Genomic DNA, 23004 nt, shown 5'->3' with positions numbered 1-23004 from the left:
AAAAGCATATTCATTTACAAAAAACAAGCAGGCAACATGTACTAAGAATAAACACATGGTTTACCCGCTCCATACTCATTTAAGAAGCTTTGTTTACTTCTTCTTCTTCTTCTTTTTTCATATTAACTCGATCAATAATTTTTAAGAATGGGAACCAAATAACAAATACAATAGCCATATTTACAAGTTGTAAAATTCCTCCTGCAATTGAATTTGTTGCCATCATCCCATTAATAAATACCGGAACTGTCCATGGAACCGTTACTCCAGTTGGAGGCGGCACTAAACCTGAAGCCATGGAGAAATAAGAAACCAAAGTAACAATCATTGGAGAAATAATCCAAGGAACAGCAATTAATGGATTCATTACAATTGGCAATCCAAAAATAATCGGCTCATTTACATTAAACAAACCAGGTCCTAATCCAAGTTTAGCTACTTGCTTCATTTGCTTACTCTTCATAAAAACTAAGATTGCCAGTACAACAGCTAATGTCATGCCTGTTCCACCCATACCGACTGTATAGATTTCCATAAATGGTTTTGAAATAATATGCGGAATTGGCTCTCCATTTGTATACGCATTCAAATTTTCCACTTGCAATGTATTCCAAATTGGGTCCATTACTGAGTTAATAATAATTTGGCCATGAAGACCAAAGAACCACAAGATTTGGATAAAGAAAATAGCGATTAATGTTGGAATAATCCCGCTTCCCAGTCCAACTAGCGGAGCTTGGATTGCTTTATAAATAACATCATGCATATTGGTATTAAACACTTGAGTAACGATTACATTTACTAATAAAAAGAATGTTAAAGTAATTAATGCAGGAATCAATGCTGCAAATGATTTCGCCACAGCTGGCGGAACACCTGGAGGCATTTTAATCGTTATATTTTTTTGAATAACTTTTCGGTATATTTCAGCAGCAATAAATGCTGTAATCATTCCTAAGAACATACCCTTTGCTCCCAGCCTATCAACTGGAATAACACCCGTTACCATGTCTCCTTGTTCAGGCTGCAATACAAATGGTGTAAGCAATAAAAAGGAAACAAGGGCAATAGCACCACCAAATACTGCTTCTACCTCATAACTTCTGGATAAGTAATATCCTATGCCAAATACGACAAATATGGACATGATTCCCATTGTTGCAGATGAAGCGATTCCAAACATGGATTGAAAAGAACTAATTGCACTATCGCTCATTAGCTTGTTCAGAAACGGCAAATTAGTTAATACAACAAAAATCGAACCAAAAATGGTTAAAGGGAACGATAGCATAAATGCATCCCGCAAAACAGTTAAATAGCGATTATTATTCAATTTTCCTGCAATAGGTATTAAATATCTGCTTAATTTATCAAACACTCGGTTTTCCTCCCGACCTATTAAACTATAATTTTTTTTCTTTAAATATCTCTAATAGTTCTTTTACAAGTTCCTTCATGGATAAAGTAGACATTAGATGATCTTCTGCATGCATGAGGAGCAATGCAAATTCCACCTTATTTCCTGATGCTTCCTCCTGAACCATCTTAAAATGTATCTGATGAGCAGCATGTAAATCAGATTCTGCCTGTTCTATCAACTGATCTGCCTCTTCCTCCCTGCCTGCTCTGTATTCACGCAATGCCTCAATAATCTTACTGCGCGCGTTTCCGCTATGAAGTATTAACATAAAATTAATTTGTTCTGCTGATAATGTATTAAGATCTATATTTTCCATTATTTATCACCTATTAATTTATTTGCTTGTTCATATGCTTTTTTTCCATCTGCCATGCCATACGCCATCATATCGATAACATCCACATTTATATTATACTTCTGCGCTTCTTTTTGAAATTCTCCTTTAAGGAAGCTCATTTGTGGTCCTATCAATACTACATCAGCATTTTCCATTTCTTTTTTTGCTTGATCTTGTCCAACCGCCCAAATTTTTGCATCTTCGCCAATTGATTTCGCATATTCTTCCATCTTCGTCACCAAAAGACTAGTAGACATACCTGAACTGCAAGCTAATAATATTTTTTTCATAATAATCAAACTCCTTTATAAAAGTATATAAATTAATAAATCGCTTTCAAAAATCGCTTACAATCTTATTATAAAAAGTTTGCATTTATTTGTCTATACTTTTATAAAAATTAATATAAACTTTTAAAATAAAAAAAAGAGACATTATAAAATGTCTCTTTTTTGCAAAATGAAAACCTTTCCTGCCTTAGTTGCTACCATCAACCCGCCATTTACATGAATTGTTTGTCTTGTAATATAGGCTCCATCCTAAGATGCCAACAGTACATATACTAATGCAACTTTATCTTTTAATTTTCCAGTTCCAATATAATTTGGATTGTTATAGATAGGAAGTGGAGTCATAAGATATCCAAGCCTACTCTGCCAATATTGCTGTTGTAGAGGCAAATTCAGTGGAATTTATTCACATTTTTTCTCAGTTCCATAATAAGAATTTTTAGGATTTTTCACCATATACTCCTCCTTCATTACGATTGTTTCTTTTACTATATTCTCCAAGCGCAAATTAGATGAAAGCACTAAACTAGCTGCAATAAAAAGCAAGCACTTCACTTAGCACAAAGCAAGTCTCATAAAAAGATTTTCTTATTCTCACTATGTTATTAATAATACGAAAGTTACCTTAATTAAAGTGGTTGCACTTACACCAACTTCTAGTTCTAGCTCTTTTGCAGCTCAAGAGAACATCCGAACCAATCATTAATGATTAAATACTGGTAAAACGATAATTCCAAAAAAAATTCACTAGGTTGGTTGCATATTATAAAAGATAGATTAGATAATAAACTGTAATTCGACTTATATCTTTTATATAGTTATAAATTTCAGTACAAAAAATCATTTTTTCATAAAACCTTCATTTTCACATGATATAGTGACAATGAATTTTTATTCGTCTACAAATTAATTAGGGGTTGCATATGAATACTCAAACATTATTGCAAATGAACACTATCTTTATAAGCATTGTGATAGAAGCCCTGCCTTTTATCTTAATAGGGGTTATCATTTCTGGAATCATCCAAATATTTGTATCAGATGAAATGATTGCAAAATTCATTCCAAAAAACACCTTTTTATCTATCTTATTAGCCTCTTTTTTAGGAAGCATTATCCCTGCATGCGAATGTGGAATTGTGCCAATTACTAGAAGGCTTATCTTAAAAGGGGTACCGCTGCCAGCTGCGGTTGCCTTTATGATGACAGGACCAATCATTAATCCAGTTGTGCTTTTTTCTACTTTTCTTGCTTTTGGGAACAGCTGGTCGATGGTTTTCTATCGAGGAGGATTAGCTTTAATTGTCTCCATGATTGTTGGGTTTATCTTAAAATTAACCATCAAAGATTCTCCATTAAAAAATAATCATCACCACCCTGTTCACTATCGCTCCATAAAAGAGCGAATCAGTGCCATGCTAGAGCATTCTATTAATGAATTTTTTTCTGTGAGCAAATATTTAGTTATAGGGTCATTATTAGCAGCAATCGTGCAAACATATGTTAAAACATCTACGCTTGTTGCAATTGGCAATGGCCCAATTTCTTCCCATGTCGTAATGATGGGGCTGGCTTACGTTTTGAGCTTATGTTCTCAAGCAGATGCATTTGTTGCTGCAAGTTTCAGAAGCAGCTTTTCTACAAGTTCATTACTCGCATTTTTAGTATTCGGACCAATGCTTGATATTAAAAATACTTTTATGCTGCTAAGCACCTTTAAAAGTAAATTTGTTCTTTTTTTATGTACAATCATTACAATCACTGTGCTAGTGGTTACACTAGTTTTTTAATGGAGGTTTGAACATGTTTCGGATATTAGTGCTTATCGGATTTACTTATTTATTTATGCATCTTCATGCCTCTGGAAATATCTCTAAATATATTAATATGAAGTATTCCTATATATCAGAGTCGGCCATCTATATTTTTATCTTCTTTACACTAATCTGCATTTACTTTTATGTAAAAAAAGATAATGAGCATGATCATAACCATTGCGGTCCAGATTGTGGACATAATCATGACAATGAAGATAATACTTGGTGGAAGAGGGGATTTACCTTTTTCGTGCTGATACTTCCTGTAGCAACTGGCCTATTTCTTCCTACTGCTACACTGGATTCTAATATCGTTGCTAAAAAGGGACTGTTTTTTTCCGCTTATAAAGAAGGAGATGCATATAGCCAGCGTCAGTTTCTGCAGCCAGATACAACGAGTTATTATGGAAAAGATGACTATTCCGAACTAATGGATAAAGGGGTAAAAAAGCTGCAAAAACAGGAAACCATTACATTAGGAGAAAATAACCTTCTAAATGATTTAGAAACCATTTACAACTATCCAGGCCAGTTTATAGACAAACAAGTAACAATAACTGGCTTCTCTTACAGAGAAAAAGAACTGAGCGAAAATCAAATTTTTCTACTGCGCTTTGGGATTATTCATTGCATTGCTGATTCAGGAGTATATGGAATGCTTCTAGATTTACCTAAAGATTTAAAAACTAAAAATGATGAATGGCTGCAAGTTAGCGGTAAACTAGAAACGATTTATTATCAGCCGTTCAAAAAAACCATTCCTGTACTTAAAGTTACTTCTTGGAAAAAGATAGCACAACCCGAGGATCCTTATGCTTATAGAAGTTATTAAGACCGCTCAAACTTTTGAGTGGTTTCTTCTTTTACTAAAAATGCTTCTTTTAATAGCGCATTATTAAGAGGAATAATATTATTAAAGGGAAATTAAGAAGGGAGATGCTTAAATAATGGATTTCATTCATCCAACTACTAAAGAGATTGCTCAAAATCTATTAGGAAAACTGCTTGTACATAAGACTAACACTTGCATCTATAGCGGCTTTATCGTAGAGACAGAAGCATACCTAGGCATTGAGGACATGGCTTGCCATAGCTATGCTGGAAAAAATACGCCTCGTCTGCAGTCTATGTACAAAATAGGCGGAACCATTTACGTTTATACGATGCACACCCATCATATGCTCAACATTACAACAAAAGAGCCAAATAATCCTCAGGCTGTTCTTATACGAGCAATAGAGCCTATAGAGGGAATAGAACAAATGGCTGCAAACAGACAGCAAACCGGTATCCTCATCAGCAATGGTCCAGGAAAATTAACAAAAGCAATGGCTATTACAAAAGAATTAGATGGAAGGATGATAAATGAAGGAGCATTATATATAAATCAAGAAAAAAGCAAAATCCCAAATGAAATTATTACAGCACCTCGCATTGGAATACCTAATAAAGGAGATTGGACACTTGCTCCATTACGTTATTATGTAAAAGGAAACCCATTTGTTTCAGGGATGGCAAAAAAAGAAGTTCTCCCACCTTTAAAAATATGGAGGAATATAATATAAAAAGGAGTTTATCTTTTCAAAACTCCTCTCTTCCTTGCTATTTTTCTAAATATTCATCTAAACAAACAAATTGAGAGGACATCCCCTCAACAACTCCCATCTCCATTACTTGCTGCAAATCCTCTGGAGTTTGAAATTGAGAACGTATAATTAACTTTGTTTTCTCCTCTTCATCCATAAAAAGGATTGTCATTTGAGTGCTTGGCGCCTCTGGATTAATATCGCCATCCTGATCAGAAAAATAGTCTAAAGCTACAATCTTCTCTGGCACAATAATCTCTTGAAACACCGATTTCCCCCAAGATTCCATACCGAAAAAATCGCCTTGGTTTTCATCGCTACATGTCATACAGTAATGCCATACCCCGCCAGGCACAAATTCAAATTGCTTATTCTTCGTTTCCCACCCAAGTGGCCCCCACCAGCTAGCTAAACTTTCCGATTCTGAAAATGCTGCAAATACAACCTCCCTTGGTGCATGAAAAACTCGCTCTATTATAAGATTTTTTCCTTCCACACTGGTCTTCATTGCTTCAGACATTCTCTTTTCCTCCCATTCGTTCACTGATTAAAATATTCAATTTCCTCTGTAGTATAACATGGGGAAACACCCTCAGTGAATAAATGACATAATATTTAGACTATTTTTATAGTGACTCTATTAAAAATAAGTTGAGCGATTAAATCAAAAAATAAATAACAGTAATTTCCTATAAACTTCAACGGGCTTTTGTCCTCTATCTTGAGATGATAAGAGGTGATATAAATATCTAGGTGGGGATGCAGAAATCCCCACTAATTAAAGTTTCTTCTTATCTGAAATAAGCTTACAATAAAAATTTGCAGAAAATCATTAATCAAAATGTTATGAGTCCAATCAAAATTGTCTACGGATTAATAGAAACTTGTTTCCTCACTATCTTCTTTATAACTCTTCCGTTGTTTATAAAATTCAATAGTTCCTAATAATTCATTAGAAAGCAATTCCATTTTTTCAAGATCAGCTCTTGTGACCACTGGATCTTCTGGATGCCATTTTACTGTTCGAACAAAATAATAATTTTTAATGGGATAAAGAATGACTTTAGATTGAGGAAATTTATTATAGATAAATTCCATCGTTCCTCGTTTTTTATAAGAATGTTTAATAATTTCCATACCCATCCTCTTTTCGCTGCTGATTCATTTATATACCCTTATCTAAAACAAAAAATCTTTAAAAATAATATTTGAAGCTTTATTTATTGCGATGTTTATAACACTGTTTTACTGATTTTCACAATATATAGGACAAAATACTTAAAGCAGTCCCCACTTTTTTAAATCCTTTTCCTTTTTCTTAAGATTATTGAGGTTTCTTGTGTAATCCTTTGCATAGATAATTGAAAATAGTGTATCTAGGATATACTCAAACGATATTTGTGAAGAAAATGTCCCAACTTTGAAGAAGTCATATTCATCATGTGGGACCTCAATTGTCAGCTCGCATAATTTAGACATAATCGATTCAGAATTACCAGTTAACATTATTGTAGGAATCTTCATGGAAGCTAGATATTTTAAAATTTTTATGTGAGAAACCGAATTACCAGCATAACTAATAAAGATTGCACAATCCATTTTGTCCATACTCAGTGCATTCCATGTTGCTTCTCCATATTCATCAGCGATAATAAGGTGCTTGTTAATTTTAATAAATTTGTTTTGATAGCTACGAGCACGAATCTGAGAGTCCCCGGTGCCAAAAAGATAAATTTGTTTGGCATTTCTAACAAATTCTACAGCTTTATTTAATTGGTCCTTATCCAGTTTCACTAAAGTTTCTCTAATAGTTCCAATCATTAAATCAGCCATTTTTTTTGCAATATTTATAGAACTATCAGTTGGTAGAAAAGGAAAATTAGGATCAACATGTACAATAGTATGTTTATTGCTTTGAATTTCATGGATTAATGCTACTTTGAAATTTCTATAACCTGAGAAACCTAATTTCTGACTCAGCCTAATAATTGCAGAGTGGGATGTAAATGTGTTTTCTGCAAGCTCTTGAATATACATATTCGGAACATCTTCTAAATTTATTAAAATGAAATCAGCAATTCTTTTTTCAGTGTCCGTAAAGCCCTGCTTTTGTTCCAGTTTCTTTAATAATGTCATTTTTTCCTCCATTTGTTTTGACGATAAGCAATTATTTTTATTTATCAAATAAGGTAAGACACTCCCTGCACAAAATGATTACTCTATCAAATATATATCATAATTAAACCAGAAGTTCACATCAAGAAAACAATGTTGCAAAAACTCTCAGATAAAACATGAAATATATAAACCTTCTTTAGTCAATAAAGTAAGATCTCCTCATTCCATTCAAACTGAAATGACAACTTGTGTGATAAAGCCTAGGAAGCAAAAGTTTTTTAATTGTCAGATCATTAAAATGAGCACCTCTTTAAACATTATGTTCAGTGTATTATTACCAATTCTAAGTATTGGTGATAATAAGATCCTATTTAACATAAAAGCGTTTTTAATCCTTAGCACCTTTAATATAATCAAGCTACTAAAAGAGAATTGGAGGAATTTTTTATGTTAACTATTGCCTATATCGGAAACGGAAAAAGCACCAACCGTTATCACTTACCTTTTTCATTAAAAAATGAAAAAATTCGTGTGAAAACAATTTACTCCCCGCGAAATAACAGTGTTTGGGAGAAGGTACCAGGTGTAAATTATGTGAATGATTTAGATAAAATCTGGAATGATGAAGAGATTCAACTGGTCAGCATTTGTACTCCATTAGCAAATCACTATGAATATGCTAAATTGGCTCTAGATAAAGGTAAACATGTATTAGTCGAAAAGCCATTTACACAGACTTCTGACCAAGCGAAAGAGTTATTTGCATATGCAAAAGAAAAGAATCTATTTATTCAATGTTATCAGAATCGCCGATTTGATTCAGATTTCTTAACAGCACAAAAGGTTATTAATAGTGGAGTTTTAGGGGATATTTTAGAAGTTGAAATGCATTATGATTATTTCAGACCTGAAATACCTATGTCTGTAAAAGGTTTTTCTAAAGAATTCAGCTATTTGTATGGACACGGATGCCATACAATAGATCAAGTTTTGTCTTTATTTGGTAATCCAAATAGGATTACTTATGACGTTAGACAACTTCTTGGAAAAGGACGTATGAGTGACTATTTTGATTTAGACTTCTTTTATGACTTCAAAAAGGTTTCTATTAAATCTAGCTATTTCCGTTTGAAAGAACGTCCTAGCTTTGTCGTATATGGCAAAAAAGGTGTTTTTGTTAAGCAGAAAAAAGATAGACAAGAAGAACACTTGAAACTATTTTATATGCCTACTAATAAGGATTTCGGAATTGATTTACCAGAGCACTACGGCGTTCTAACTTATGTGGATGATGATGGAAAATATCACGAAGAGCAAGTCATTTCTGAAGTTGGTGACTATGGGCGAATTTATGATGGTATTTATGAATCCATTATTAATGGAAAAGAAAAAATTGTTAAGGATGAAGAAACTATACGACAAATTGAGATTTTAGAAGAAGGAATGATGCAAATCAAAGAATAATATTTAGGAGGAATCATCATGCGTAAAATGACGGAACTTCTTGAAGATAAATTAAGCCCAATAGCGTTAAAATTGGATAACAATCGATATCTAAAAGCCATAAAAAATAGTTTTATGTCGGCAATGCCACTTCTAATCATCGGGTCGTTTTTTGTCTTGTTCGCTTATTTGCCAATTGATGCGTATACAGAGTTTATGCAAAATACTTTTGGGGATAATTGGCAACGCATTTTAACTATTCCAAATGACATTTCTATGAGTATGATGACTATTTACGTTGTTATTGGAATGGCAAGCGAACTGGCTCAATCGTATAAGTTGGACAGAATGGCAGGAATTTTCGCAGCTCTAGCATCCTTTTTCGTAGTTACTCCAATGTATGGCTTTTCTGATGAGAGCTTAGGTTTAGGTATACCATTAGGTAACTTAGGTGCAGCAGGACTATTTGTAGGGATCCTAATTTCTATTCTTTCAATTGAAATTTTACGATTTACGGATAAAAAAGGATGGAAAATTAAAATGCCTGATGCCGTTCCTCAAAATGTTTCAAATTCTTTTTCAGCATTGATTCCTATATTAATTATTATTTTAGTATTCCACTTGATTAGAATTGGATTTGAACAAACTAATTATGGAAGCTTACAAGCATTTATTTTTGATAACCTACAAACTCCATTAACGGCTTTAGGTAGTTCATTAACAGCCACTATAATTGTAATTCTAATTGAAGGAATTCTATGGGCGTTTGGACTGCATGGAGCTAACATTGTTGGTAGTGTTATGCAACCGATTTGGTTAACATTAACTGCTGAAAATGCTACAGCAGTGGCAGCAGGACAAGAAATACCAAACATTGTAAATTATCAATTTTATAGCAATTTTATTAAAATTGGCGGATCAGGAGCTACTTTCGGCTTGTGTTTACTACTTCTATTCCTAGCGAAATCAAAACAATTCAAGGCGCTTGGTAAATTGTCTATTGCTCCAGAAATCTTTACAATAAATGAGTCTATTATTTTTGGGTTACCTATTGTTTTAAACCCGATTATGCTAGTTCCATTTATTCTTACGCCTGTTCTATTATGCATTATCGCTTATGTTGCTATGAGTACTGGGTTAGTACCATATACTAATGGGATCAATATTCCTTGGACTACTCCACCAATTATAGCCGGTTTCTTAGCCTCTGGATGGAGGGGAGCTGTTCTTAATGTTGTACAAATAGTTATTTCCGCTCTTGTGTATTTCCCATTCTTTAAAGTAGCAGATAATCTTGCGGTTAAGGAAGAAATGAAAAATGAAGAAAATTCGAATATTAGTGCTGTAGAAGTATAAAAATAATTTGTTTGTACTAAAGAAAGAGGTCATTCATGTGAAACTTGCAATAATAGGTTCTGGAAAAATAGTCGCTGATTTCTTAACTATGGCTGGAGATTTACCAGATACAGAATTGGTAGCCATCTTTGGCACTGAAAAAAGCATACAAAAAATAGAAAAAATGAAAAATGAATATAGAATTAGAAAAATATATACAACATATGAAGAATGTTTAAAAGATACAGATATTGATACAGTGTATATTGGATTACCAAATCATCTTCATTATTCTTTTACAAAAGAAGCATTATTAAGTGGAAAGAATGTTATTTGTGAAAAACCATTTACCATAAAACTTTCTGAGCTTACTGAGCTAAAAGATATTGCTAAAATCAATAATCTGATCTTAATAGAAGCGATAACAACACAGTATCTATCAAATTACTTATCAATTAAAGAATCTGTTAATACTTTAGGAGATTTGAAAATAATAGAGTGTAATTATTCTCAATATTCTTCTCGATATAATGCTTTCAAAAATGGAGAAATCTTGCCAGCTTTTAATCCTAAAGCAGGTGGAGGAGCATTAATGGACATAAATATATACAATATTCACTTTGTTGTTGGAATTTTAGGTAAACCAAATTCGGTAGCTTATCTCGCAAATGTTGAGAGGAACATTGATACATCTGGTATTCTATTATTAAACTATCCGAACTGCAAAGTAGTTTGTATTGGCGCAAAAGACTCGACAGCACCTATAAAAACACTAATTCAAGGCGATCAAGGATCCATTGTTTTAAACGGACCAGCTAACGCTTGTGATTCTTTTGAAGTGAACATAAATGGCCAGGATAGCCGTATAATTGATAACAAAGTGCACCCTCACAGAATGTATGAAGAATTTTGCGAGTTTGCAAGAATTATCAAAGAAAGTGATTTCTCTAAAGCAAATCAAATGTTAGAACAGAGCCAACTTGTGATGGAAATTGCAGAAGAGGCTTTGACTGATGCAGGAATTAAATTAGGCTAATTTTATTCGATGATACTAGGCTAGGGTTGCTAGCTTGCAGAATATCGAGTAGGAGAGTATGACTCTCCCACCACCTACGTACAAGTTCCGTATACGGCGGTTTTATCTAAGTTCAACGCATTGTTTGATATCGATTAAATAGACTCTTTAGCCCTTGATTTGTCTAGCATTGGACATCAAGGGTTTTTGAATAGGCTGCGCTCTTGGCTGCTCACCAATATGTTTTCCTAGTGTTTGCCTATTTACATTGACCAAATACCGATTTCGTTTGGCGAAGCATCCTCTCCATTTAGGAAAAATACATGGCCAATTAATTGACATACAATTTTTTGCTTTAAGTCATAAAAAAGCAAAAAACCACCAAATATGTATTTGGTGGAGACGGAGGGAGTCGAACCCTCGTCCAGAAACATCGTCACTTAAGCTTCTACGAGTGTAGTCAACATATTCGCATTTCGCTCATTCTTCTGCCTGTTGACTGGCGTCCGATGAGCTAGTCTGATTGTTCTCTTCCTTCATCCTCAGACGGTGGAATCCGGCGTAGCCCACTTAGAGTGAGTCCCTTACCCTACCACATGGGCAATGGAGGGAGGAACCGCTAAGCGCTATTAAGCAGCTAAAGCGAAGTTGTTTTGTTGTTTGCCAGTTATAGGCTTTGACGTTTTAACGAGGCCGATCCCCTCGACTCGCAACTTAAGCTCGAACTATCCCTGTCGAATCCGTAACGTCCCCATTAGGATAAAATCTTGCAATTGTTACATTGCACGATTCACGCAATATGCGTTCACGTTAGGAAGCTCAAAAATAGGAGCTTAAAAGTTTGCATGTCTTATCGACATAATTTATTATAGCATAAACTCAGCAAATATCAATTGTAAGTTTTTGGATTACATTTTTTGTCTTTCACGCAATGCTCGTTCGATATTCCGGTTTGCTTCTTTCTTTTTTAATGTTTCTCGTTTGTCATAATTCTTTTTACCCTTACCAAGTCCAATTAAAACCTTTGCAAACCCATCTTTTAAATATAATTTTAATGGAACAAGGGCATAACCAGCTTCTTTTGTTTCTCCAATTAATTTGGCAATTTGCTTTTTATGAAGCAGCAGTTTTCTTGTTCGCAACGGATCATGGTTATATCGGTTCCCTTGCTCATAGGGACTAATATGCATGCCATATAAAAATACTTCTCCATTATGAATGCGGGCATACGATTCTTTTAAATTAATTCTTCCAGCACGAATGGCTTTAATTTCTGTTCCTTGAAGAACAATGCCAGCTTCGTATGTTTCCTCTATAAAATAATCATGATTTGCTTTTTTATTTTGGGCAACTACCTTGCCTTGACCTTTAGGCATTTCTCTTCCCCCTTACTATAGCACTATTGTAGCAAAAAAAACGATTGCAAACAAATAATCGAAAATGAGAAGCCACTTGGGGGAAGCTATTCCCCCCCTCTTTTAGCGGCGCTTCTTTTTCCTTTTCGCTTTTGGTGCATTTTCAAAAAACTTTCTTTCTTTTTTCCCTCTACGTTTCCCATCTCCATTGCCTTTTGTACCTTTTCGGTCTTTATCTGTACTTTCAGATTTGCCTTTACGTGGAGAACGGGCAGTGCTTCCTGTAGAAAATACTCTGCCTTCTTTTTTCGGATCTTTCCGGCGAGTTCCCTTCATGCCAACAATTTCAAAGTCGATAGCCCGCTCATCTTTATTGACATTAACAACACGAACCGTAATTTCATCCCCGATGCGGAATACTTTACCTGTTCTTTCACCAATCATCGCAAAATGACGCTCATCGTAACGATAATAATCATCTGTCATATAACTTACATGCACTAATCCTTCGATTGTATTAGTCAGCTCAACAAACATTCCAAAGTTTGTAACTGAACTAATAATGCCATCATATTCTTCGCCAATTTTATCAAGCATATATTCTGATTTTTTCAATTCATCTGTTTCCCGTTCTGCTTCCACAGACCTTCTTTCCATATTCGAAGAATGCTCCGCAATATCTGTTAGTTTGCTATTCCATTTCTCTTGTGTTGGAGCAGTAATATCCCCTTCGATTAAATAGGTGCGAATTAGACGGTGAACAATTAAATCAGGATATCGTCTAATTGGTGATGTAAAATGGGTATAAAACTCTGTCGACAATCCAAAATGGCCTAAACTATCTGGGTTATATTTCGCTTGCTGCATAGAACGAAGCATAACCGTCGAAATCACCATTTCTTCTGGCGTTCCTTGAACTGCTTCAATGATTTCTTGAAGTGCTCGTGGATGCACTTCATTCGCCGTTCCTTTTACAACATAGCCAAAATTCGTAATAAATTCAAAAAACCTTCTTAATTTCTCTTCTTTTGGATTTTCATGTATTCGATAAATAAAAGGAACTTGCATCCAATGAAAATGTTCTGCAACAGTTTCATTTGCAATTAACATAAATTCTTCAATTAATCTTTCCGCAACAGACCGTTCTCTTAATACCACATCTTCTGGTTTTCCATTTTCATCTACAAGCACTTTCGATTCTTTAAAATCAAAATCGATGGCACCCCGAATCATTCTTTTTTTACGAAGAATTTCAGCAAGCTCTCCCATTAATTCAAACATTGGTACAAGATTCTCATATTTATTAATTAGTTCTTCATCTTTGTCTTGAAGGATAGCTTTAACATCCGAATACGTCATACGTTCCGTTGTTTTAATCACACTTTGAAAAATCTCATGAGAAACGACTTCCCCTGTTGAACTGATTTCCATCTCGCATGATAAGGTTAATCTGTCTACTTTAGGATTTAAAGAACAAATCCCATTTGAAAGACGATGTGGTATCATTGGAATAACTCGATCAACTAAATAAACACTTGTCCCTCTGTCTGCTGCTTCCACATCAATTGGGGAAGATTCTGTCACATAATAGGAAACGTCTGCAATATGGACGCCTAGTTTATAATTGCCGTTATCCAATTTTGTTACTGTAACAGCATCATCCAAGTCTTTTGCATCTGCGCCATCAATTGTAACTATCGTTTCATTCCTTAAATCACGACGATTCTGGATTTCTTTCTCATCAATTACTTCAGGTGTTTGATTTGCCTGATCTAGCACTTCTTCCGGGAAAGCTAACGGCAAACCGTGTTTATGTATAACAGATAAAATATCGACACCAGGATCATTTTTATGGCCTAATATTTTAACGACAGCACCTTCTGCATTTTTTCTTCCTTCAGGATATGCGGTTAATTTAACAACCACTTTATGTCCTTCAATCGCTCCTTTAGTGCTTCCTTTTGGGATAAATACATCTGTCGCTATTTTCTTATCATCTGGAATAACAAAACCAAAATGTTTACTCTCAGAATAGGTTCCGACAATTTGCTGTATCCCTCTTTCAATAATACGGACAATCGTTCCTTCTCTTCGTTGACCAGAACTTTCTGAAGTAACACGAGCGAGAACAATATCTCCATTCATTGCTGTATTTACTTCATTTGGCGGAATAAATACATCGTCCATTCCTTGTTCTTCTGGAATAACAAAAGCAAAACCTTTAGCATGTCCTGCTAATTTCCCTCTGACTAAATTCATTTTCTCAGGCAGTCCGTACCTATTGCTTCTAGTTCGCACAACTAACCCTTTTTCTTCCATTTGGACCAATGCTTTGACAAAATCTTTAAATCCGATAGAATCTTCAATTCCAAAGGCATCTTCCAATTCTTGTACTGTTAATGGCTTATATGCTTCATCTTTCATATATGTTAACAGCTTATCAATATGTTGCTGAATTATTTCTTCCAAATTATAAACCCCCTTTAGATTCTTTTCTATTATTCTGTCCAATCTAGTTTCTTTAAAAACGCATAAAAATCGCTAAAAACAGCATCTTTTTCTTTATCATGTGTAATAACATGACCAGAATTTTCATACCACTTTATTTCTTTTAATTCAGATTCTACTTCTTGATAGATAATATTAGCGCTGTCGGTATTGATCATATGGTCATGCCGCCCCTGAATAACAAACACTGGCGAATAAATTAAATCAACCGATTGACGCACATCTGCAATTAAATCTCGCAATTCTTTTAATGTATTCATAGGGGCAAACTCATCCATTTCCTTTTCGACTATATCCTTTGATTTGCCTTCCCGAACTTTATAATTCCGAGCATATTCTAATACGCCTTCATACATCACTTCTTCACTTTTCAGATACATCGGTGAACACATCGTTACAATACCCTTTACAGGTACAGTGTAACCTAATTTCAAGGAAAATACGCCGCCAAGGGACAAACCGCCAACTGCTATTTCTTCATATCCTTCGTTTTTTAAAAATTCGTATCCTTCCATCACATCTTGCCACCAATCTTTTGGGCCATATTGCACTAAGTCTTCTGGTGGAACCCCATGTCCTTTATATAAAGGAATATGGCAAGTATATCCTTTCGTATTTAAAAAACGCCCTAACATTCGTACATCTGATGTATTGCCAGTAAATCCATGCAATAATAATACTGCTCTTTTATTATCACCTTTGAATGTTAATGGTTTTTGCTGAACTACTTTCATTATCTATACTCTCCTTTTCTTATACTTATCGTGCCCTAAGTCTTTTTATTCACTACATTTTCATTAAGCAAATTTATATAGAAAACAAATAATGAAAATACTGCTAAATCTATTCAAAAATATTAGGTACTCTTTATTTTAGTCAGAGACGGAACAAACAATCCAGTATTATGTTTTCTTCCATAAAACTGATTATCATTTTCCTTGTTTTACCATTAAATGAACTTCGAAAAAAAACCTGACCTTTATCAGGTCAGGTTTTTTACTCTATACCAGACTATTTTTTATAAATCAAAATAACTTACCGCAATCGTTAATACAAAAAACAAAATAGATAAAACAATTGTAGTATTGTGAAGAATTAAATCTAAGCCTCTAGCTTTCTGTTTCCCAAAAAGCTGCTCTGCTCCACCAGAAATAGCACCAGATAAACCTGAGCTTTTTCCTGATTGAAGAAGTACAACAGCAATAAGCGCTATAGCAACTATCATTAATAAAATAATTAAAACAGTGTGTAGCATATTAACACCTCCATTAAGACGAACATTACATTAGTATTAATGTAACATATTTTAGAAAAGGGAACAATAGCAGGTCCTATTAAAGAGAATCGTTTTTTATTATTCTTTCCTTCTAAAAGTAGAGTCTTCAAAAATAAGCCAGTCAATCCCATGGTGTATAATGATTGTCTATTCTCCATATTCCATTCAATTGCCAAAAAGAACCTATTCTATACAGTTTGTCGTTCAATCAATTTGACAGCTATCTCTTCATGAGAAATGATTGAACTGTTAATTGCCTGGAGAAATAATTTTCTTCCAACTGCCGTTAATGGGATTTCCAGCGTAGTTATATTCATCACTTTTGCTATTGGCTGATTGTCAAATCCCATTAATGCAAGTTCATTTGGTACATGAATATTGTGTTCCTTGCAGCAAGTTAAAATGCCAGCTGCTACCTGATCGCTTGCAACTAATAATGCTGATGGTGGATCGTTCATCTTTATTAAACGCTGCATTATCTCTTCTCCATCTTCAAAGTTAAAACACTCATAGAAAATATAATTTTGTTTCAATTCTTCCTTCCATTTATAAAGAAAGTCTTTATAAGCAGATTCTCTTTGTTTACTGTTAGTACCCGTTTTTCTGCCTACACAATAACCAATTTTATGATGGCCCTTATTATGAAGATATTCTAAAGCTTTCGAAAAACTTTTATAATGATCGATATAAGTCGAAGATATATTTTTCCCCAGTGTATCTTCACATAAAATAATCGGTCCATAAGCTACGTACTCCTCGATAATATCCCAATTACAAATTCTAGAACAGATAATTAAAGCATCTATTTGCTTATGCTGCAACATTTTTAAAGCTTCCACTTCTCTGTCTTCCTTATAGTTGGTTTGAAACAAAACTAATTTATAGTTGTTCTTTACTGCTTCATTAGAAATGCCCTCTACTAATAAACCGAAATAAGGATGATTAGTGAAGGGAATAACCACACCGATTAAAAATGTTTGCCCTCTGCTTAAATGTACAGCATTGATATTACGCTGATAATTGCATTTCTCTATTGCCAGTCTCACTGCAGCTTTTTTTTCAGTACTTACATATGGATGATTATTTAATACACGTGAGACTGTTGTTACCGACACTCCCGCCATCTTCGCTATATCTTTAATATTTGTCATAGACTCACCTTCTAATAAAACTTTCCCTTGCTCTGAAACGGGTTTCACCATTTACGCTTATTTTAAAGGGAGGAATGTTAGATGGAAATAATTTCAGGTATACTATGCTTAATTTTCTTATGCAGTTCCATACTTATTTTATCATCATTACCGATAGCTCTTTACCCAAAAAAACACTATACAAAACAAAGTTCACTAAAAAAACATAAGGACTATTATTTTTACTTATTTGATGTATATTCTGACACTAATAATAAGTAATCGCTGCTTACATCTCTTTATTAAATTACTTTTATTAATCTGCAACAAATGCAATTACTTGTTCTCCCCCAAAATGCACATAGATAATTATAAACAAATAAAAACCTCTTACTTATATAAAATATATATAAGTAAGAGGTTTTTTTGACCCTATATTGTATAACTAAATTCAAAGAAACAATCCTTTAAATTTATTATTTTTTAAGGTTGTAGAAAGATTTTAAACCGCCATATACTGCTAAATCGCCAAGCTCGTCTTCGATGCGAAGAAGTTGGTTGTATTTAGCGATACGGTCTGTACGAGATAATGAACCAGTTTTGATTTGGCCAGCGTTTGTAGCAACAGCAATATCAGCGATTGTTGCATCTTCTGTTTCACCAGAACGGTGAGAAACTACTGCTGTATAACCAGCACGTTTAGCCATTTCGATAGCTTCGAAAGTTTCAGTTAACGTACCAATTTGGTTAACTTTGATAAGGATTGAGTTAGCAATTCCTTTTTCAATACCTTCAGCTAATTTTTTTGTGTTTGTAACAAATAAATCATCACCAACTAATTGAACTTTAGAACCGATGCGGTCTGTTAATAGTTTGTGACCTTCCCAGTCATTTTCATCTAATCCATCTTCAATAGAGATGATTGGGAATTCGTTTACTAGCTCTTCATAGAAAGTCACTAATTCTTCAGAAGTTAAACCAGTACGGCCTTCTCCTGCAAGATCGTATTTGCCAGTTTCTTTGTTGAAGAATTCAGAAGAAGCAACATCCATTCCTAAGAATACATCTTTACCAGGCTCGTATCCTGCTTTTTTGATTGCTTCGATGATTACTTCTAATGCTTCACGGTTAGAACCAAGGTTTGGAGCGAATCCACCTTCATCACCTACAGCAGTATTTAAACCTTTTGCAGATAATACTGATTTTAATGCATGGAATACTTCAGCACCAGTACGTAAAGCTTCTTTAAATGATGGAGCACCTACAGGTAAAATCATAAATTCTTGGAAATCTACGTTGTTATCAGCATGTGAACCACCATTGATAATGTTCATCATTGGAGTTGGCAATTGTTTTGCATTAAAACCACCTAGGTAGCGGTATAATGGTAAACCTACTACTTCAGAAGCAGCATGTGCAGCAGCCATGGAAACACCAAGGATTGCGTTAGCACCTAATTTACCTTTATTTTCTGTTCCATCAAGTTCGATCATTGCTTTATCGATTCCAGCTTGATCTGTAACGTCCATACCGATAATTGCTTCAGCAATTACTTCATTTACATTTTCTACAGCTTTAAGAACACCTTTTCCAAGGTAACGAGATTTGTCACCATCACGTAATTCTACAGCTTCGTATTCACCAGTTGAAGCACCTGATGGCACAAGTGCACGTCCAAAGAAACCTGATTCTGTTAAAATTTCTACTTCTACTGTTGGGTTACCGCGTGAATCTAGTACTTCACGAGCGTATACATGTTGAATATATGGCATATTAATTCTCTCCTTTAAAATAAATTATTTTTTAATAATAGATGTTCCAGTCATTTCTGCTGGTTTTTCTAACCCTAATAAATCTAACATAGTTGGAGCTAAATCTCCAAGAATACCATCTGTACGCAATTCTGCATCTTTTTGAGTGACAATAACTGGTACAGGATTAGTAGTGTGAGCTGTCATCGGTGTGCCATCTAATGTTACAACTTCATCCGAATTACCATGATCTGCTGTAATGATAGCTTTACCACCTTTTTGCTCAATCAATGTGATAATTTTCCCTAGACATTCATCAACTGTTTCAATTGCTTTAATCGTTGGTTCAAGCATTCCGGAGTGCCCAACCATATCAGGATTTGCAAAATTCAAGATGATAGCGTCAAAATTATCTGCTTCGATTTCTTTTAGTAATGCATCTGTTACTTCATATGCGCTCATTTCAGGTTGTAAATCGTATGTTGCAACTTTAGGTGAGTTGATCAAAATACGTTTTTCTCCTGGAAATTCTGCTTCACGGCCACCACTCATAAAGAAAGTAACATGAGGATATTTTTCCGTTTCTGCAATACGAAGTTGTGTTAATCCATTTTGCGATAATACTTCACCTAAAGTATTATCAAGATTTGTTGGCTTAAATGCCACATACCCTTTTACTGTTTCACTAAAGTGAGTCAAACATACAAAATAAAGATTCTTTGGATGATTTTCTCCACGATCAAATGAACGGAAGTCTTCGTTTGTAAATGTATTAGAGATTTGAATTGCACGGTCTGGACGGAAATTATAAAAAATCACTGAATCTTCGTCTTCAATCGTTGCAACTGGTTCTCCATTTTCTTTTGTGATTACAGAAGGCAATACAAATTCATCAAATATACCGTTGCGATAATTATCTTCTACAACATCAAGAGGATTGGAGTAGCTAGGTCCTTCTCCATATGCCATTGCACGATAAGATTTTTCTACACGATCCCAGCGTTTATCTCTATCCATGGAATAATAACGCCCTGAGATGGTAGCAAATTCGCCTACGCCATATTCTTTAATTTTTTCTTGAGTTTCTTTAATGTATTTTTCAGCAGTCTTTTGGCCGACGTCTCGCCCATCAAGAATTCCATGAATATATACATTTTCGATACCCTCTTCTTTTGCAAGACGCAGAAGAGCAAACATATGATCAATATGGCTGTGTACTCCTCCATCTGACAGTAAACCAAAAAGATGAAGATTTTTGCCTTTTTCTTTTGCATTTTTCATTGCATTTACGAAGGTTTCATTTTTCTCAAAACTTCCTTCTCTGATTGCAACATTCACTCTAGTTAAACTTTGATAAACAATACGACCTGCCCCAATATTTAAATGACCAACTTCAGAGTTACCCATTTGTCCCTCAGGAAGACCTACTTCTTCACCACTAGCAACTAAAGTTGCATGTGGATATTCATTCCAATATTTATCAAAGTTAGGCTTTTTTGCTTGAGCAACGGCATTTCCCATACGTTCGCTTCTTAAAGCAAAGCCATCCAATATGATTAATGCTACTGGCGATTTACTCATGCTTTACCTGCCTCCAATAATTGAAGGAAACTTTGAGCTTCTAAACTAGCTCCGCCTACTAATGCTCCATCAATATCAGATTGAGCCATGTATTCTTTAATATTTTCAGGTTTTACACTGCCGCCGTACTGAATGCGAATGCTTTCAGCAACTTCTTTAGAAAACTGTTCACTTACTACTTTACGAATATGTGCACATACTTCGTTAGCGTCAGCTGAAGTAGAAGATTTCCCAGTTCCGATAGCCCAGATTGGTTCATATGCTACAACTGTAGATTTTAATTGATCCGGTGTTAAACCTTGTAGAGCTTTAGTTACTTGAGTCGCAACGAAATCATTTGTTTCGCCATTTTCTCTTTGTTCTAAAGTTTCTCCACAACAAACGATTGGTGTTAAGCCATTTTCAAATGCAGCAATTGTTTTTAGGTTTACATTTTCGTCTGTTTCATTAAAGAATTCACGACGTTCTGAATGCCCAAGCACAACATATTTTACACCAATATTTTCAAGTGCTACTGGGCTGATTTCGCCAGTAAATGCACCATTTTTTTCAAAATGCATATTTTGTGCACCGATTTTCACATCAGTACCGTCAGTAAGTTCTACTAATTGTCCAAGAAATAATGCAGGAGCACATACTACCGCGTCTACATTTTCACTTGAAGGAATAGAACCTTTTATTTCTTGAATGAATTCAACTGCTTCAGGAAGCGTTTTATTCATTTTCCAGTTACCTGCAATTATAGGTTTACGCATGTTTCATACATCCTTTCATGCTATGTTTATTATTGCTTACTTATCGTTTAATGCTACAACGCCTGGAAGTTCTTTGCCTTCCATAAATTCTAATGATGCACCGCCACCAGTGGAAATATGACTCATTTTATCAGCTAAATCAAATTTTTCAACTGCCGCCGCAGAATCTCCCCCACCAATTACAGAGTATGTATCTTGAGATTCAGCAAGTGCTTCTGCTACTGCTTTTGTACCTTTAGCAAATGTATCCATTTCGAATACACCCATAGGTCCATTCCAAATTACTAATTTAGAGCTTTTAATTACATCAGCATAAATTGCTGCTGTTTTAGGACCGATATCTAAAGCTTCCCAATCAGATGGAATTTCTTCAATAGAAACTTGTTTGATGTTTGCAGATTCTGAAAAATCGTCTGCAATTGTAACATCTACAGGCATATAGAATTTCACGCCTTTTTCTTTTGCTTTTTCCATGTATGATTTAGCAAGTTCAATTTTATCTTTTTCTAAAAGAGACAAACCAACTTCATGTCCTAGTGCTTTCACAAAAGTATAAGCTAAACCGCCGCCAATAATTAGGTTATCTACTTTTTCAAGTAAATTTTCGATAACACCGATTTTATCTTTAACTTTTGCTCCACCAATGATAGCAGTAAATGGACGCTCTGGATTAGATAAAGCTTTTCCAAGAACATCTAATTCTTTTTGCATTAATAAACCTGATACTGCAGGAATATGATGTGCAATACCTTCTGTTGAAGCATGCGCACGGTGTGCTGCCCCAAATGCATCATTTACGAAAACGTCAGCAAGTTCTGCATAGTTTTTTGCTAATTCTGCATCATTTTTTTCTTCGCCAGCATTGAAACGAACATTTTCAAGAAGAAGAACATCTCCTTCAGAAAGTTTGCTGATTTCTGCTTTAACTGTATCCCCGTAAGACTCGTCTGTTTTCACAACTTCTTTACCTAAAAGCTCTGAAAGGCGGTTAGCAACTGGAGTTAAACGTAACTCTTCTACTACTTCACCTTTTGGACGTCCTAAGTGGCTAGCTAAGATAACAATTGCACCTTTTTCTACTAATTCATTAATTGTAGGAAGTGCAGCTTGGATTCTTGTTTCATCCGTAATTGTTTGATCTTTCATCGGTACGTTGAAATCTACACGGACAAATACTTTTTTTCCTTTTAATTCGATATCGCGGATTGTTTTCTTGTTCATTATAGATACCCTCCACTTACTATTTTTTTAAAATAGCGGAAACAAGATGTTTCCGCTGTTTGATTA

22 protein-coding genes and 1 other RNA gene are annotated in these 23004 nt (G+C 34.6%); 6 read left to right on the top strand and 17 right to left on the bottom strand.

What is annotated here, in order from left to right; translation table 11 throughout:
- Positions 1-79: 79 nt before the first annotated feature.
- From celB to CWS01_RS11080, 3 genes are read right to left on the bottom strand one after another with little or no spacing between them, the layout of a single operon-like run.
- Positions 80-1378 carry a PTS cellobiose transporter subunit IIC gene (gene celB, locus CWS01_RS11090; protein WP_101177267.1) on the bottom strand — a complete coding sequence of 433 codons (1299 nt, stop codon included), beginning with the start codon at positions 1376-1378 and terminating at the stop codon, positions 80-82.
- Positions 1379-1403: 25 nt separating this feature from the next.
- A complete protein-coding gene (locus CWS01_RS11085) occupies positions 1404-1736 on the bottom strand; it encodes a PTS lactose/cellobiose transporter subunit IIA (protein ID WP_101177266.1) in 333 nt (110 codons plus the stop codon).
- Entirely contained in the window at positions 1736-2047 is a 312-nt protein-coding gene (locus tag CWS01_RS11080) for a PTS sugar transporter subunit IIB (protein ID WP_101177265.1), read from the bottom strand. The genes CWS01_RS11085 and CWS01_RS11080 overlap by 1 nt, the downstream gene beginning before the upstream one ends.
- 923 nt (positions 2048-2970) lie before the next feature.
- Between CWS01_RS11080 and CWS01_RS11070 the strand changes: the two genes are divergently transcribed.
- The 3 genes from CWS01_RS11070 (at position 2971) to CWS01_RS11060 (ending at position 5429) form a co-directional block, all read left to right on the top strand.
- The gene (locus tag CWS01_RS11070) at positions 2971-3837 is read left to right on the top strand and encodes a permease (protein ID WP_101177264.1); all 867 of its coding nucleotides are present in this window, start codon (positions 2971-2973) and stop codon (positions 3835-3837) included.
- Positions 3838-3850: 13 nt separating this feature from the next.
- Positions 3851-4696 (top strand): TIGR03943 family putative permease subunit, encoded by an 846-nt coding sequence (locus CWS01_RS11065; RefSeq protein ID WP_101177263.1) that lies wholly within the window; start codon positions 3851-3853, stop codon positions 4694-4696.
- A gap of 115 nt (positions 4697-4811) precedes the next feature.
- A complete protein-coding gene (locus CWS01_RS11060; RefSeq protein ID WP_101177262.1) occupies positions 4812-5429 on the top strand; it encodes a DNA-3-methyladenine glycosylase in 618 nt (205 codons plus the stop codon).
- A 37-nt stretch (positions 5430-5466) separates the two neighbouring features.
- Here the strand turns inward: CWS01_RS11060 and CWS01_RS11055 are convergent, their stop codons facing one another.
- The 3 genes from CWS01_RS11055 to CWS01_RS11045 all read right to left on the bottom strand — a co-directional run bounded on the left by CWS01_RS11055 (position 5467) and on the right by CWS01_RS11045 (position 7586).
- Positions 5467-5970, bottom strand: coding sequence for an SRPBCC family protein (locus CWS01_RS11055; protein ID WP_101177261.1), 504 nt, complete (start codon positions 5968-5970; stop codon positions 5467-5469).
- Positions 5971-6323: 353 nt separating this feature from the next.
- Positions 6324-6587 carry a hypothetical protein gene (locus tag CWS01_RS11050; RefSeq protein ID WP_101177260.1) on the bottom strand — a complete coding sequence of 88 codons (264 nt, stop codon included), beginning with the start codon at positions 6585-6587 and terminating at the stop codon, positions 6324-6326.
- A 141-nt stretch (positions 6588-6728) separates the two neighbouring features.
- On the bottom strand, positions 6729-7586 hold the full coding sequence (locus CWS01_RS11045; RefSeq protein WP_101177259.1) for a MurR/RpiR family transcriptional regulator: 858 nt from the start codon (positions 7584-7586) through the stop codon (positions 6729-6731).
- 429 nt (positions 7587-8015) lie between these two features.
- Between CWS01_RS11045 and CWS01_RS11040 the strand changes: the two genes are divergently transcribed.
- Genes CWS01_RS11040 through CWS01_RS11030 form a run of 3 tightly spaced genes read left to right on the top strand, consistent with a single transcriptional unit; the run spans position 8016 to position 11382 of the window.
- Positions 8016-9032 carry a Gfo/Idh/MocA family oxidoreductase gene (locus CWS01_RS11040; RefSeq protein ID WP_101177258.1) on the top strand — a complete coding sequence of 339 codons (1017 nt, stop codon included), beginning with the start codon at positions 8016-8018 and terminating at the stop codon, positions 9030-9032.
- An 18-nt stretch (positions 9033-9050) separates the two neighbouring features.
- On the top strand, positions 9051-10367 hold the full coding sequence (locus CWS01_RS11035) for a PTS sugar transporter subunit IIC (protein ID WP_101177257.1): 1317 nt from the start codon (positions 9051-9053) through the stop codon (positions 10365-10367).
- Positions 10368-10404: 37 nt separating this feature from the next.
- Positions 10405-11382: a Gfo/Idh/MocA family protein gene (locus CWS01_RS11030; protein WP_101177256.1), complete on the top strand. Its 978-nt coding sequence runs from the start codon at positions 10405-10407 to the stop codon at positions 11380-11382.
- Positions 11383-11624: 242 nt separating this feature from the next.
- Here CWS01_RS11030 and CWS01_RS22360 read toward each other — a convergent pair whose 3' ends face one another.
- The 11 genes from CWS01_RS22360 to CWS01_RS10980 form a co-directional block, all read right to left on the bottom strand.
- Positions 11625-11795 (bottom strand): hypothetical protein, encoded by a 171-nt coding sequence (locus tag CWS01_RS22360; protein WP_157827629.1) that lies wholly within the window; start codon positions 11793-11795, stop codon positions 11625-11627.
- Positions 11756-12114: a transfer-messenger RNA gene (gene ssrA / locus CWS01_RS11025) on the bottom strand. The genes CWS01_RS22360 and ssrA overlap by 40 nt, the downstream gene beginning before the upstream one ends.
- 155 nt (positions 12115-12269) lie before the next feature.
- Positions 12270-12737, bottom strand: a complete 468-nt coding sequence (gene smpB / locus CWS01_RS11020) for an SsrA-binding protein SmpB (protein ID WP_101177255.1) — start codon at positions 12735-12737, stop codon at positions 12270-12272.
- Between the two features lie 102 nt (positions 12738-12839).
- A complete protein-coding gene (rnr, locus tag CWS01_RS11015) occupies positions 12840-15185 on the bottom strand; it encodes a ribonuclease R (protein WP_101177254.1) in 2346 nt (781 codons plus the stop codon).
- Positions 15186-15214: 29 nt separating this feature from the next.
- Positions 15215-15958 (bottom strand): alpha/beta hydrolase, encoded by a 744-nt coding sequence (locus tag CWS01_RS11010; protein ID WP_101177253.1) that lies wholly within the window; start codon positions 15956-15958, stop codon positions 15215-15217.
- Between the two features lie 284 nt (positions 15959-16242).
- A complete protein-coding gene (gene secG / locus CWS01_RS11005; RefSeq protein ID WP_101177252.1) occupies positions 16243-16479 on the bottom strand; it encodes a preprotein translocase subunit SecG in 237 nt (78 codons plus the stop codon).
- A 209-nt stretch (positions 16480-16688) separates the two neighbouring features.
- Positions 16689-17651: a LacI family DNA-binding transcriptional regulator gene (locus CWS01_RS11000; protein WP_101177251.1), complete on the bottom strand. Its 963-nt coding sequence runs from the start codon at positions 17649-17651 to the stop codon at positions 16689-16691.
- A gap of 455 nt (positions 17652-18106) precedes the next feature.
- Positions 18107-19402, bottom strand: a complete 1296-nt coding sequence (gene eno, locus CWS01_RS10995; protein WP_101177250.1) for a phosphopyruvate hydratase — start codon at positions 19400-19402, stop codon at positions 18107-18109.
- Between the two features lie 24 nt (positions 19403-19426).
- Entirely contained in the window at positions 19427-20962 is a 1536-nt protein-coding gene (gene gpmI / locus CWS01_RS10990; RefSeq protein WP_101177249.1) for a 2,3-bisphosphoglycerate-independent phosphoglycerate mutase, read from the bottom strand.
- On the bottom strand, positions 20959-21717 hold the full coding sequence (gene tpiA, locus CWS01_RS10985; RefSeq protein ID WP_101177248.1) for a triose-phosphate isomerase: 759 nt from the start codon (positions 21715-21717) through the stop codon (positions 20959-20961). Before tpiA ends, gpmI begins: the two co-directional genes overlap by 4 nt.
- A 36-nt stretch (positions 21718-21753) precedes the next feature.
- Positions 21754-22938: a phosphoglycerate kinase gene (locus CWS01_RS10980; protein WP_101177247.1), complete on the bottom strand. Its 1185-nt coding sequence runs from the start codon at positions 22936-22938 to the stop codon at positions 21754-21756.
- Positions 22939-23004 lie beyond the last annotated feature (66 nt).

Origin of the sequence: Niallia nealsonii (assembly GCF_002835805.1) — a bacterium.
GTDB lineage: Bacteria > Bacillota > Bacilli > Bacillales > Cytobacillaceae > Niallia > Niallia nealsonii.
Note: the sequence above shows the minus strand (reverse complement) of the source record. Positions and strands in the feature narration are given on the sequence as shown.

Coding starts and splice junctions, on each gene's coding strand:
- CWS01_RS11085 (WP_101177266.1), bottom strand. CDS start 1,736: ATGGAAAATATAGATCTTAATACATTATCAGCAGAACAAATTAATTTT.
- CWS01_RS11080 (WP_101177265.1), bottom strand. CDS start 2,047: ATGAAAAAAATATTATTAGCTTGCAGTTCAGGTATGTCTACTAGTCTT.
- CWS01_RS11070 (WP_101177264.1), top strand. CDS start 2,971: ATGAATACTCAAACATTATTGCAAATGAACACTATCTTTATAAGCATT.
- CWS01_RS11065 (WP_101177263.1), top strand. CDS start 3,851: ATGTTTCGGATATTAGTGCTTATCGGATTTACTTATTTATTTATGCAT.
- CWS01_RS11060 (WP_101177262.1), top strand. CDS start 4,812: ATGGATTTCATTCATCCAACTACTAAAGAGATTGCTCAAAATCTATTA.
- CWS01_RS11055 (WP_101177261.1), bottom strand. CDS start 5,970: ATGTCTGAAGCAATGAAGACCAGTGTGGAAGGAAAAAATCTTATAATA.
- CWS01_RS11050 (WP_101177260.1), bottom strand. CDS start 6,587: ATGGAAATTATTAAACATTCTTATAAAAAACGAGGAACGATGGAATTT.
- CWS01_RS11045 (WP_101177259.1), bottom strand. CDS start 7,586: ATGACATTATTAAAGAAACTGGAACAAAAGCAGGGCTTTACGGACACT.
- CWS01_RS11040 (WP_101177258.1), top strand. CDS start 8,016: ATGTTAACTATTGCCTATATCGGAAACGGAAAAAGCACCAACCGTTAT.
- CWS01_RS11035 (WP_101177257.1), top strand. CDS start 9,051: ATGCGTAAAATGACGGAACTTCTTGAAGATAAATTAAGCCCAATAGCG.
- CWS01_RS22360 (WP_157827629.1), bottom strand. CDS start 11,795: ATGTTTCTGGACGAGGGTTCGACTCCCTCCGTCTCCACCAAATACATA.
- smpB (WP_101177255.1), bottom strand. CDS start 12,737: ATGCCTAAAGGTCAAGGCAAGGTAGTTGCCCAAAATAAAAAAGCAAAT.
- CWS01_RS11010 (WP_101177253.1), bottom strand. CDS start 15,958: ATGAAAGTAGTTCAGCAAAAACCATTAACATTCAAAGGTGATAATAAA.
- secG (WP_101177252.1), bottom strand. CDS start 16,479: ATGCTACACACTGTTTTAATTATTTTATTAATGATAGTTGCTATAGCG.
- CWS01_RS11000 (WP_101177251.1), bottom strand. CDS start 17,651: ATGACAAATATTAAAGATATAGCGAAGATGGCGGGAGTGTCGGTAACA.
- eno (WP_101177250.1), bottom strand. CDS start 19,402: ATGCCATATATTCAACATGTATACGCTCGTGAAGTACTAGATTCACGC.
- gpmI (WP_101177249.1), bottom strand. CDS start 20,962: ATGAGTAAATCGCCAGTAGCATTAATCATATTGGATGGCTTTGCTTTA.
- tpiA (WP_101177248.1), bottom strand. CDS start 21,717: ATGCGTAAACCTATAATTGCAGGTAACTGGAAAATGAATAAAACGCTT.
- CWS01_RS10980 (WP_101177247.1), bottom strand. CDS start 22,938: ATGAACAAGAAAACAATCCGCGATATCGAATTAAAAGGAAAAAAAGTA.